Raw genomic sequence first — 13,849 nt, 5'->3', positions numbered from 1 at the left:
CACGGAGAGCCCACGTGACCGTCCCTGACCAGCAGAACGACCGCGTCGCAGCCCTGCCGGCGCACCTCCAGGAGCAGCTGCGCCGCAGGCTCGCGGGCGGCGGAACCCAGTCCGAGAACCGCATCCCCACCCTGCCCAGAGACGGCACCCCGCTGCCCGTCTCCACCGCCCAGCGCCGCCTGTGGATGCTGGGCGAACTCGGCCAGGGCGGCGCCGAGTACAACAGCGCGGCCGCCCTGCGCCTGACCGGTCCGCTGGACACCTCGGCCCTCGGCGCCGCGCTCACCGACCTGACCACCCGCCACGAGGTGCTGCGCACCACCTTCGCCGCGGACGGCGCAGAGCCGGTGCAGCGGGTCGCCGAGCCCGGCCCGCTCCCCCTGCGCGTCATCGACCTGCCGGACGGCGACGGCCCCGTGCGCGCGCGCCTCGACGCGCTGCTGCTGTCCGAGGTCCAGATCCCCTTCGACCTGCGCGAGGCCCCGCCGTTCCGGCCGTTCCTGATCCGCGAGTCGGCGGAGGTCCACGTCCTGGTGGTCTGCGCGCACCACATCATCACCGACGGCTGGTCCATGGGCGTGCTCCTCGACGACCTGGCGGAGCTCTACCGGTCGCGGCTGACCGGCGGCCCCAGCGGCCTGCCCGAGCCCCGCCTCCAGTACGCCGACGTCGCCGCCTGGCAGCGGGCCCGCCGGGACAGCCCCGCCCAGGCCGCGCACCTGGCCTACTGGGAGCGGACGCTGGCCGGGCTGGAGCCGCTGGAACTGCCCACCGACCGCCCGCGCCCGCAACTGCGCACCGGGGCCGGCGCCACCTGCTCCCTCGACCTGCCCGGCGAGGTCACACGGGGTCTGCGCAGGCTCGCCCGGGAGCACGGCTGCACCCTCTACACGGTGCTGGTCGCCGCGTACCAGGTGCTGCTGGCCCGGTACACGGGCAGCTCCGACATCGCGGTGGGGACCGTCGCCTCCGGGCGCGACCAGCCCGAACTGGAGCGGATGGCCGGGTTCTTCGTCAACACGGTGGTGCTGCGCAGCGCCGTCGACGAGCGGCAGCCCTTCACCCGTTTCCTGGACGAGGTCAAGGACACCGTCCTGGACGCCTTCGACCACCAGGACCTGCCCTTCGACGAGGTCGTCACGGCGCTGCGGCCCGAGCGCGACCTCGGCCGCACGCCGCTGGTGCAGACCCTCCTGGTGCTCCAGCGGGGCGCGGGTCCGGCGCCCGCCATGCCCGGCCTGGACGTCGAGCAGTACACCGTGCCGCGCGGCGCGGCCAACTTCGACCTCACCGTGGAGTTCGAGGACCGCGGCGAGACGGAGCTGCGCTGCACCCTCGAGTACGCCACCGACCTGTTCGACCCCGCCACCGCCCGGCGGACCGCCGCCCACCTGGCCTCGGTCCTCGGCGCGGTGGCCACCGCGCCCGGCACCCGGGTGGCCCGCCTGCCGCTGCTGGACGCCGAGGGGGAGCGGCGCGTCCTGGCCCTCGGCGAGGCCGTCCACGCCCCGGCCCCGCCGGCAGCCGACACGCTCCCGGCGCTCTTCGCCCGGCAGGCGGCCCGCGCCCCCGGCGCCGGCGCGCTGACCGACGGCCCGGCCACCCTCACCTACCGCGAGCTGGACGAGCGGTCCGACCGGCTGGCGCGACTGCTGGTGGAGCGCGGCGTGGGACCCGAGTCACGCGTCGCGGTGGCTCTGCCGCGCGGCGCCGACCTGGTGACGGCGCTGCTCGCGGTGGTCAAGGCCGGTGGCTGCTACGTGCCCCTGGACCCCGAGTACCCGGCCGACCGGGTCCGCCACATCCTCTCCGACTCCGCCCCGGACGCCCTGCTGACCTGCGCCGAGGTGGCTCCCACCCTGCCCACCGGGGAACTGCCTGTCCTGGAACTGGACGCGCCCGCCACCCGCGAGGCCGCCGCACGGCTCCCGGCCGGCGCCCTGACCGACGCGGAACGCCGCGCACCGCTCGGCGACGGCCACCCCGCGTACGTCATCTACACCTCGGGCTCGACCGGGCTGCCCAAGGGCGTCGTCGTACCGCACCGGAACGTGGTGCGCCTCTTCTCCGGGACGGCACAGGACTTCGCCTTCGGCGCGGACGACGTGTGGACCCTCTTCCACTCCTACGCGTTCGACTTCTCCGTGTGGGAACTGTGGGGCCCGCTGCTGCACGGCGGCCGCCTGGTCGTCGTGGACCACGCCACCTCCCGCTCCCCGCAGGACTTCCTGCGGCTGCTGGAACGCGAGCGGGTCACCGTGCTCAACCAGACCCCGTCCGCGTTCTACCAGCTGATCGAGGCCGACGAGGCGTCCGCCTCGGCCGGCGAGGAAGGCGCCGACCTGTCGGCGCTGCGCCGGGTCGTCTTCGGCGGCGAGGCCCTGGACCTCGGCCGCCTCGCCCCCTGGTACGCACGGCACCCGGACGGCCCGGTGCTGGTCAACATGTACGGCATCACCGAGACCACCGTGCACGTCACCCGGATACCGCTGGACGCCGGCTCCGCCGGGCGCTTCGGCGGCCGCAGCGTGATCGGCCGCCCCATCCCGGACCTCTCGGCCCGCGTCCTCGACAACGGCCTGCGGCCCGTCCCCCAGGGCATCACCGGCGAGCTGTACGTCGCCGGGCCCGGCCTCGCCCGCGGCTACCTGGGCAAGGCCGCGCTGACCGCCGGACGGTTCGTCGCCGACCCTTACGGCCCGCCCGGCACCCGCATGTACCGCACCGGAGACCTGGTGCGGCTGCGCCCCGACGGCTCGATGGAGTACGCGGGCCGCTCCGACCAGCAGGTCAAGATCCGCGGCTTCCGCATCGAACTCGGCGAGATCGAGTCCGCGCTGCACAGCCACCCCGGCGTGGCGAGCGCGGCCGTGGCCGTCCACCGCGACCAGGCCGGCCACCGGCGGCTGGTCGGCTACGCGGTGCCCGCCCCCGGCGACGCCCCGGACCCCCGGGCGCTGCGCGAGCACGCCGCCGCGAGCCTGCCGGACTACATGGTGCCCGCCGCCGTCGTCCTGCTGGACGCGCTGCCGCTGACCGCCAACGGCAAGCTCGACCGGAAGGCGCTGCCCGCCCCCGAGTACCCGGCCGCCGAGTCGGGCGGCACCGCGCCGCGCACCCCCACCGAGGAGACGCTGGCCGCCATCTGGTGCGAACTGCTCGGCGTGGACCGGGTGGGGGTGGAGGACAACTTCTTCGACCTCGGCGGCGACTCCATCCTCAGCATCCAGACCGCCACCCGGGCCCGCGCCGCCGGGCTCCGGCTGACCTCGCGCGACGTCTTCCTGCGGCAGACCGTCGAGCAGCTCGCCGCCGCGGCCGACGCCTCCGCCGACGCCGGCCGGGAGCCGGAGGCCGCCGTCGCCACGGGCCCCGCCCCGCTCACCCCCATCCAGCGCTGGTTCCACGAGACGTACCGGACGGCGCCCGACCGCGTCACCATGTCCGTGTACCTGCGGCTCGACCCGGACGCGGACGTCGCCGCCGTGCGCGGCGCCGTCCAGGCCCTGGCGGAGCGGCACCCCGCGCTCCGCTCCCGTTTCACCGTGCGCGACGGCGAGCGCGTGCAGGAGCCGGTCCCCGAGGCCACCGGCGAACTCCTCACCCACCTCGACCTGACCCCCGTACCGGCCGGCGAACGGCAGGCCGCCCGGGAGCGCGCGGCCGAGCGGGTCCGTGGCGGCTTCCGGCTGGAGACGGGGCCGCTGTTCGGCGCCGTCCTCTTCGACGAGGGCCCCGGCGTGGGGCGCCAACTCCTGTTGAGCGCACACCACATGGTCGTCGACGGGGTCAGCTGGCGGCTGCTTCTGGCCGAGCTGGACCGGGCCTACCGGCTGCTGGCCGAGGGCCGCCCCGCCGACCTGGGCGCTCCCCCGGTCTCCTTCGGCCAGTGGGCCCTCGCCCTGCGCGACCACGTCGCCTCGGGCGGGCTCGACCACGAAGCCGCCTACTGGGCCCAGGTCTTCGAGGGCGGCGGCGAACAGGTGCCGGTCGACCGGGACGGCGCCAACACCGCCGGGTCGCTGCGCACCGCGCACGCCGAACTCGACGCTCGGCTCACCGAGTCGCTGCTCCAGCGCGTCCCCGCCGTCTACCGCACCCGCGTGAACGACCTGCTGCTGAGCGCCGTCAGCACCGTCCTCGGCCGCTGGAGCGGCCATGAGCGCGTCGTCCTCGCGGTGGAGGGCCACGGCCGCGAGGCCGCCGTGCCCGCCTGCGACCCGGCCGGCACCGTCGGCTGGTTCACCGCCATGCACCCGGTCGCCCTCCGTCCGGACACCGGGGACGGCTGGCGTTCGGTGATCCGCTCGGTCAAGGAGCAGTTGCGCGCCGTACCGCAGAACGGTTTCGGCTACGGCGCCCTGCGCGAGCTGAGCGCCCCCGGCACCCCGGGCAGTGTCCTCGCGGCGGACCCGCTGCCGCAGGTCTCCTTCAACTACCACGGCCGCTTCGAGTCCGGCGCCGCCTCCGACGGCCTGCTCCGGGGGCGCCTGGAGGGTCTGGCCGACCGGCTCGCCGACGGGGAGGTCCGCCCGCACCTGCTGGACGTCGTCGGTGTCGTCGAGGACGGCCGGCTCGCCTTCACCTGGTTCTACTCCGACCAGGTGCACGCCCCGGCCACCGTGGAGCGGCTGGCCGCCGAGGTCGTGGCGGCGCTCGGCGAACTCGTCGCGCACTGCCTGGCGCCCGACGCCGGCGGCCGCACCCCCTCCGACTTCCCCCTCGCCCGCCTCACCCAGGCCGAGGTCGACCGGCTCGCCGGAGACGGGCGCCACGTCGAGGACATCGCCCGGCTCACGCCGATGCAGCAGGGCATGTTGTTCCACCGGCTGATGGACCCGGACTCGGACGCCTACGTCAACCAGATGGCGCTGCCCGTGCGGGGCGTCGACGACCCGGAGACCTTCGCCGACGCCTGGCGCCGGACCGTCGAGGCCACCTGGGCGCTGCGCACCTCGGTCGTCTGGGAAGGGCTGGACGAGCCGGTCCAGGTGGTCCACCGGCAGGTGGACCTCCCCGTCGAGTCGCACGACTGGCGTGCCCTGACCGCCGAGGAGCGCGAGCGGCGCGTCCGCGAACTGCTGGCGCGGGACCAGGCGCGCGGCATCGACCTGACGGCGGCCCCGCTGACCCGGATCTCCCTCGTGCGCACCGCCGACGACGAGGTGCTGCTGGTGTGGAGCTCCAGCCACCTGGTGCTCGACGGCTGGAGCGCGGCCGCCCTCTTCTCCGCGGCGGGCGCCGCCTACGCCGCGCTCCGCCGGGGCGAGGAGCCGCCGCGGCCCACCGCCCGCCCCTTCCGCGACCACCTGGAGTGGCTGGCCGGGCAGGACCCGGACGCCGCGGACGCCTACTGGCGCGAACGGCTGGCCGGCTACGACACGCCGACCCCGCTGCCCTACGACCGCCGGCCCGCCCAGGCGCACCGCGCCAGCTCCGCCGTCCCCCTCTCCTTCACCCTGCCGCCGGAGCTGACCGCCCGGCTGACCGCCGCCGCCCGCCGGCACCGGGTCACCATGAACACCGTGGTGCAGGGCGTGTGGGCGCTGCTCCTCTCCCACCACGGCGCCACCCGCGACGTGGTCTTCGGCGCCACCGTCTCCGGGCGCCCCGCCGAACTGGCCGGCGTGGAGTCGATGATCGGCCTCTTCATCAACACCGTGCCGGTACGCGCCCGCGTCGAGGCGGGCCGCTCCCTCGGGGAGTGGCTGCGCGGCCTCCAGGCCGAACAGCTGGAGTCCCGCCCGTACGAGCACACGGCGCTCTCCCGCATCCAGTCGCTGAGCGAGGTGCCGTCCGGCACACCGCTCTTCGAGAGCCTGGTGGTCTTCGAGAACTACCCGCTCCAGGACGGCGGCGCCACCGAGCACGGGCTGCGCATCGGCGAGGTCGACGCCGTCGACACCAACAGCTACCCGCTGGCCCTCACCGCCCACCAGGACGACCGGCTGCACTGCGAGATCGCCTACGACCCGGAGCTGTTCGACGCGGCGACCGCCGAAGCCCTCGCGCGGCGCCTGGAGGTGCTGCTCACCGAGACCGCCGCCGACAGCGACCGGCCCCTGTCCGCGCTGCCCTGGCTCCCCGAGGGGGAGCGCGAGGAGCTGCTGAGCCGGGCGAGCGGCCCGGTCCACCGCAGGCCCGCCGACCGGCCCGTCCACCTGCTCTTCACGGAGCAGGCCCGCCGCACCCCCGACGCCCCCGCCGTCCGCTCGGGCGACACCGTCCTGACCCACCGGGAGCTCGACGAGCGCACCGACGCACTGGCCCGGCGGCTGGCCGCCCGGGGCGCCGGCCCCGGCACCCTGGTGGCGCTGATGTGCGGGCGGGGCGTCGAGATGGCCGTCGGGGTGCTCGGCATCCTCAAGTCCGGTGCCGCCTACGTCCCGCTGGACCCGGGGCACCCCGCCAAGCGGCTGTCCCAGATCGTCGCCGACACCCGACCGGCCGTGGTCGTGACCCGGACCGGTTACCTCGACGTGTGGGCCGGCGCCGCCGAGGGCCTGGAGACCGCCACCGCCGTCCTCGACCTGGACGGCACCGCCGACGACGAGCCGCCCGCCGCCGAACCGGCGCCGGCCGACGCCCGCGACCTCGCGTACGTCATCCACACCTCCGGCTCCACCGGCCGCCCCAAGGGCGTCATGATCGAGCACCGGCAGCTCGGCTACATCCTCGACGCCTGGGAGCGGCGCTACCACCTCTCGGAGAAGCGCCTCGACTTCGTCTCCGTCACCAGCCTCTCGGTCGACCTGTTCTTCGCCGACCTGCTGCGCTCGGTCCCCTTCGGCGGCTCCCTGACCATCTGCCCCCAGGACGTGGTCACCGATCCGCCGAGGCTGCTGGAGCTGATCGAGTCCGTCGGCGGCACCGGCCTGGAGCTGGTCCCGGGCCTGGCCGACGCACTGGTCGCCGAGGCCGCCGTACGCGGCCGGCGACTGCCGCCGCTGAAGCTCCTCTCGGTCGGCTCCGAGGGCTGGCGCACCCAGGACTGCCTGCGGCTGCTGGACCACGTGGGCCCGAAGACGGAGGTGGTCAACGCCTACGGCTCGACCGAGGTGACCATCGACGCCACCGTGCTCACCCCCTCCCCGGCCGCGCTGGAGGGCGCCGCCTTCGTCCCGGTCGGCAGCCCGCTGGCCAACACCCGCGTGCACGTCCTGGACGACACCCTCTCCCCGGTCCCCGCCGGGGTCGAGGGCGAGCTGTACATCGGCGGTGAGGGCGTCGGCCGCGGCTACTGGGGCCGGGCCTCGCTGACCGCCGGCCGCTTCGTCGCCGACCCGTTCACCCACGGCGCCCGCCTGTACCGCACCGGCGACCGGGCCCGTACCCGGCCCGACGGGTCACTGGAGTTCCTGGGCCGCGCCGACGACCAGGTCAAGGTACGCGGCTTCCGCGTCGAACTGGGCGAGATGGAGGGAGCGCTGGCTGCCCTGCCCGGCGTGCGCCAGGCCGCGGTCAGCCTCCGCCAGGAGGCCGGGCGCACCCTGCTGACCGGCCACGTCGTCCTCGCCGCCGAGGCCGCCGGAACCACCGGCGGCGACCTGCGCCGGGCGCTGCTCGCCCGGGTCCCCGACTACCTCGTACCGGCCCGCTTCGCGCTGACCGACGCCCTGCCGCTGACCCCCAGCGGCAAGGTGGACCGCCGGGCGCTGGCCGCCACGGCCGCGGCGGGCGCCACCGGCGAGGAGCGGGTCGCACCGCGTACCCCCGTCGAGAAGCTGATCGCCTCGGTCTGGGCGCAGACGCTGGAGGTCGAGGAGGTCGGTGTCGACGACGACTTCTTCGAGCTGGGCGGCGACTCGATCCTCAGCATCCGGATCACCTCGCGGCTGCGTGCCGCACTCGACCGCGACCTCTCGCCGCGCGCGCTCTTCGACCACCCCACCGTGGCCCTCCTCGCCGCCGCCCTGACACGGACGGACGGCGGCCCGGCCACCGGACCGATCCCCCGGACCGAGGGCGACGAGGGGCTCCCGCTCTCCTTCGCCCAGCAGCGGCTGTGGTTCCTCGACACCTACGAGCCCGGCAGCACCGACTACGTGTCCCCCACCGGCCTCAGGATGCGCGGGCCGCTCGACCCGGAGGCGCTGCGGCACGCGCTGAGCGGCCTGGTGGCCCGTCACGCGTCGCTGCGCACCGTCTTCGGCGAGGTGCGCGGCCAGGCGGTGCAGCGGATCCGCCCGCCCGCCGAGGTGGCGCTGCCCCTCACCGACCTGAGCGCGCTCCCCGGCACGGCCCGGGAGGAGGCCCTGGAACGGCTGCTCGCCGAGCAGACCGGGACCCCCTTCGACCTGCGCGAGGGCCCGCTGCTGCGGGCCGCGCTGGTGCGCCTGGGCGAGGAGGACCACATCCTCTCTCTCTGCGTCCACCACATCGTCACCGACGGCTGGTCCAGTGCCGTGATCGCCCGCGACCTGGAGGCCCTGTACGCCGCCCGCCGCCGCGGCGGGGAGCCCGAACTGCCCCCGCTGCCCCTGCGGTACGCCGATTTCGCCCGCTGGCAGCGCGACCGGCTCACCGGCCCGGTGGCCGACGAGCAGATCGGCTACTGGCGGAATCAACTGGCCGGGCTGGAGCCGCTGGAGCTGCCCACCGACCGCCCGCGTCCGCCCGTCCAGACCAAGAACGGCGCCACGCTCGGCTTCCGCGTCCCCGAGGAGACGACGGACCGGATCACCGAGCTGGCCGCCGACCGCGGCGCCACCCTCTTCATGGTCCTCGTCGCCGCCTGCCAGCTCCTGCTGGCCCGCCACAGCGGACAGCGCGACATCGCGGTGGGCACCGTCTCCTCCGGCCGCGAGCGGGCCGAACTGGAGGAACTGGTCGGGTTCTTCGTCAACACCCTGGTGGTCCGCTCCGACATCGACGAGCGGGACAGCTTCCACGACCTGCTCGCCCGGGTGCGGAACACCGTGGTCGAGGGACTCGCCCACCAGGACGCCCCGTTCGAGCGGCTGGTGGACGAGCTGGTCCCCGACCGGGACCCGAGCCGATCCCCGCTCTTCCAGGCCATGGTGGTGCTCCAGAACACCCCGCAGCGGCGCGCCGAACTCGACGGCCTGCGGATCGAGGAGTTCGCCCTCCCCTCCCGCAGCACCGCCTTCGACCTGACCGTGCAGTTCGAGGAGGTGGACGGGGCGCTGGTGGGCGGCATCCAGTACAACACCGACCTCTTCGACGCCACCACGATCCAGCGGATGGCCGGCCGGCTGCGGACCCTGCTGGACTCGCTCACGGCCGCGCCCGACCGCCCGCTGCACACCGCCGCCCTGCTCCCCGCCGACGAGCACGCGGCGCTGCGGCGCGCCGGAACGGGGGCGCCGGTCGCGCCGCCCGAGGACCCGACGGCCACCGCGCGCTTCGCCGAGCAGGTCCGCCGGGCCCCCGACGCCCCCGCCGTGGTCGACGGCAAACTGACGCTCACCTACGCCGAGCTGGACTCCCGCGCCAACCGGCTCGCCCACCACCTGCGCGAGCGCGGCGTCGGCCCGGACGTCCTGGTGGGCGTCTGCCTGCCGCGCGGGGCCGACGCGGTGGTGGCGGCGCTGGCCGCGGTCAAGGCGGGCGGCGCGTACGTCCCGCTCGACCCCGCCTACCCGGCCGAGCGGCTCGCCGCCATGGCCGAGGAGACCCGCACCCCGGTGCTGCTCACCCTGGACCGGCTGCGCGAGCGGCTGACGGCGGCCCCCGCGGCGACCGTGCTGCTCGACCGCGACCAGGAGCGGATCGCGGGCCTGCCCGCCACCGCCCCGGACGGGCCGGCCGGCCCCGACCACCTGGCGTACGTCGTGTACACCTCGGGGTCGACGGGGCGGCCGAAGGGCATCATGATCCCGCACCGCTCGCTCTGCCACACGGTGGCCGACTTCGCCGAGCGGTTCGGCATCGGCCCCGGCGACCGACTGCTCCAGCATCTCTCGCTCAGCTTCGACGGCGGGGTCTCGGACATCTTCTGCACCCTGATGTCCGGCGCCACCCTCTGCTTCGGCCGGACCGAGAGCGGCCAGGAACTCGCCGCCGAGGTACGGCGACTGTCGGCGACCGTGCTGATGACCCCGCCCGCGCTGCTCGCCGCGCTCGACCCGGCCGACGTGCCGACGGTACGGGCGGTGGGCGCGGCCGGCGACGCCTGCCCCGCCCACCTGGCCGCCGTCTGGTCCGCCGACGGCCGCCGCTTCCGCAACATCTACGGCCCCAGCGAGACCACCCTGGTCGCCACCCTGCACACGGGCGGCTACGAGGGGAGCAGCCCGAGCGTGCCGCTGGGCGGGCCGCTCGCCGGGGTCCGGCTGCACGTCCTGGACCACTGGCTGCGGCCGGTCCCGCCGGGCTGCCACGGCGAGCTGTACATCGCGGGCCCCGGCCTCGGCCGCGGCTACCTACGCAACCCGGCGCTGACCGGGGAGCGGTTCGTCGCCTCCCCGTTCGGCGGTCCCGGTGAGCGGATGTACCGTACCGGCGACATCGTCCGCCTCCAGGCCGACGGGACGCTGGACTTCACCGGCCGCCAGGACCACCAGGTCAAGATCCGCGGCTTCCGCGTCGAGACGGGGGAGGTCGAGTCGGCGCTCCGCGCCCACCCGGACGTCGGCGAGGTCACCGTGGTCGCCGCCACCGATCCGGTCACCGGGCACAAGCGCCTCGCGGCGTACGCCACCCCCTCCGGTACCCCGGGGAGCGAGCGGCCGGTCCCCACGGCGCTGCGGACCTTCCTCAGCACCGTCCTCCCCTCCCACATGGTGCCGACGGCCTACGCCGTCCTGGACGAGCTGCCGCTCAGCCCCAACGGCAAGGTGGACCGCCGCGCCCTGCCGGACCCGGCCCCCGTCGCCGGCCCCGGTTCCGGCCACGTCGAGCCCGAGACACCGCTGCAACGGCTGCTCGCGGGCATCTGGACCGAGGTGCTGGGCCTGGAACGGGTCGGCATCACCGACCGGTTCTTCGACATCGGCGGCGACTCGATCCTCAGCATCCAGGTGCTGGCACGGGCCCGGGAGGCCGGGCTGCGGATGACCGGCAAGGACCTCTTCCTCCACCAGACCATCGCCGAACTCTCGCGCGTCGTCGAGGCCGGCGACGACGGCGCGGCGCCGGCGGCGGCACGCGGCCCGGTCAGCGGGGACGTCGCCCTCACCCCGGCGCAGCGGTGGTTCTTCGCCACCCGCCGGCAACCCGACCACTTCAACCAGTCGACCCTGCTCGACCTGGCCGGCCCGGTGGACCGGGAGGCACTGGGCCGCACCCTGCTGGCCCTGGTGGCCCACCACGACGCGCTGCGCAGCCGGTTCACGCCCGACGGCGCGGGGGCCCGCCGCCAGTGGGTCGCCGAGGAACCGCCGGCCGACGCCGACGAGCTGCTGGCCGTCCACGACCTGTCGCGGGTGGCCGCCGGGGCGCGGCGGGAGGCGGTCGAGCGACGCGCCGTCGAGGCCCAGCGCGGCTTCGACATCGCCCGCGGACCGCTGCTGAAGGCTGTCCTGTTCACCACCGGCGACGGCCCGGACCAGCTCTTCCTCACCGTCCACCACCTGGTGGTCGACACGGTCTCCTGGCGCGTCCTCCTGGACGACCTCGAACGCGGATACCACCGCGCCCTGGCGGGCGAGGAGATCGTCCCGTCGGCCCGCACCACCTCCTTCCAGGAGTGGGCCGCGCTGCTCCAGGAGCACGCCGCCGAGGGCGCGGCCGACGACGAGCTGCCGCACTGGGCGGATGTCCTGGGGGCGGTCGAGCCGCTGCCGGTGGACGGGCCGGGCCCCAACTCCGCCGCCACCGCCGCCACCGTGGAGATCCGCCTGGGCCGCGAGGAGAGCACCCAGCTGCTGCGCACGGCCCCCGCCCGTTTCCGCACCCGCGCCGCCGACGTACTGCTCGGCGCGCTGGCCCTGGCCCTCGGCCGGTGGACCGGACGCCGGCGGGTGGTGCTGGAGGTGGAGAGCCACGGCCGGGAGGAGATCTTCGACGGCGTCGACCTCTCCCGCACCGTCGGCTGGTTCACCTCGGTCCACCCCGTCGCCCTGTCCGTGCCCCCGGACACCCCCGCGCGGGACGGGGCGGGGCCCGACTGGGCCCGGCTGATGAAGTCGGTCCGCCGCGACCTGCGCGCCGTCCCCCGCGACGGCCTGGGGTACGGCGTCCTGCGCCACCTCGCCCCGGAGGACTCCCCGGCGTCCGGGCTGCGCACCCTCCCGGAACCCGAGGTGGTCTTCAACTACCTCGGACAGTACGAGAGCGCGGCTCCCGCCAAGTCGGCGTCCGGCTCCGGCCGGCTGATCGCGGTGGAGCACGGAGCCCTCGGCGAGGACGCCGGCTCCGAGGAGATCGCCACCCACCTCCTGGAGGTGGTCGGCAGCGCGGTGGACGGCCGGCTCGGTTTCACCTGGTACTACTCGACGGCCGTCTTCCACCCGGGCACGATGGCCAAGGTCGCCCAGCTCTTCGAGGAGCTGCTCGGCGACCTCGCCCGCCACTGCGCCGCCCTGCCCGGTGCCGCCCGACGGGAGAGCGAGTGATGGCCGTCCAGGGGAGGACCCTCGACCCGGAGCGGAACGTCCGCCCGCTCTGGCGCAACCGCGACTACAACCTGCTCTGGATGAGCAGGACCTTCACCGAGGCCGGGTTCAACGCCACCTTGATGGCCTTCCCCCTGCTGGTGCTGGCGGTGACCGGCTCACCGGCCCAGGCCGGGCTGGTCGCCGCGGTCAACGCGACCGCGCAACTGGTCGCGGGCGTGCCGGCCGGCACCCTGCTCGACCGGTGGAACCGCAAGGTGGTGATGTTGTCCTGCGAGATCGCCCGGGTCACGGTGCTCGGACTGCTGGTCTGGACGATCTGGCAGGACACCGTGCAGATCTGGCACATGGTGGTCACCGCCGCCGTCCTCGGACTCTGCGCCTCCCTCTACGACCCGGCTGAGGAGGCGTCACTGCCCCACGTGGTCCCCGAGGAGCAACTGGCCACCGCCGTCTCGATGAACCACGCACGCAGCAACATCGGGCAACTGCTCGGCACCGGTGCCAGCGGCGTCCTCTTCGGCGTCAAGCACCTGCTGCCGTTCGCCGCCAACGCCGTCGCCCACGTGGTCTCCTTCTGCCTGCTGCTCTTCATCCGGCTGCCCAAGCCGCCGCGGCCCGAGTCCGGAGAGAGCCGGCCGGGCTTCTGGAAGGAGACCGCGGAAGGACTGCGCTGGGTCTGGGGGCACCGGCTGATCCGGGTCACGGCGTGCTGCGCGGTGGCGTTGAACTTCCTCTTCCAGGTCGTCTACCTGGTCATCATCATGGCCGCCCAGCAGGACGACGTACCCTCCGGCCAGATCGGCATGATGGCCGCGATGTTCGGTGTCGGCGGCCTCCTGGGCGCCCTCGCCGCCCCGCGCCTCTACCGGCTGCTCGGGCAGCGCCACTCGGTGCTGATGGTCTTCTGGGCGATGGCGGTGCTGGCGCCCGTCTCCCTGACGGTGACCGACGGCCCCCTCCTGGGCCTGCTGCTGGCGGGCATGGCCTTCTTCGCCCCGACCGCCAACACGGCGGTCAGCACGTACCAGCTGCTGACCACACCCGACCGGCTGCGGGGCAGGCTCAGCGGGATCATCGGACTGGTGTCGGGCGTCTCCGCGGCACTCGGCCCCCTCGCCGGCGGTCTGACCATGGAGTGGGCCGGCCCCCGCTGGGCGATCGTCGCCGCCGCCGCGGGGACCGCCCTCGTCGCGGTGGTCGCCACTCTCAGCCCGACCCTGCGCGGCTTCACCCCGTCCGAGGACGAGACCGCTCCCGCGCCGGAACCCTCCGCCACCACACCGCCCGGCGGGGAGTGACCGCGTACGGCACGGTGGCGGGATGACGAG

Annotated in this window: 2 protein-coding genes; both read left to right on the top strand. The window is 75.2% G+C overall.

Annotated elements, in window-relative coordinates; all coding sequences use genetic code 11:
• The first annotated feature begins 14 nt into the window (after positions 1-14).
• Entirely contained in the window at positions 15-12,518 is a 12,504-nt protein-coding gene (locus tag Sdia_RS05835) for a non-ribosomal peptide synthetase (protein ID WP_189500091.1), read from the top strand.
• Positions 12,518-13,819 (top strand): MFS transporter, encoded by a 1,302-nt coding sequence (locus tag Sdia_RS05830; protein WP_115068896.1) that lies wholly within the window; start codon positions 12,518-12,520, stop codon positions 13,817-13,819. The genes Sdia_RS05835 and Sdia_RS05830 overlap by 1 nt, the downstream gene beginning before the upstream one ends.
• Positions 13,820-13,849: the final 30 nt, after the last annotated feature.

This window comes from Streptomyces diastaticus subsp. diastaticus (assembly GCF_011170125.1).
In the GTDB taxonomy this organism is placed as follows: Bacteria; Actinomycetota; Actinomycetes; order Streptomycetales; family Streptomycetaceae; genus Streptomyces; species Streptomyces diastaticus.
This window is presented reverse-complemented; position numbering and strand designations above follow the sequence as displayed.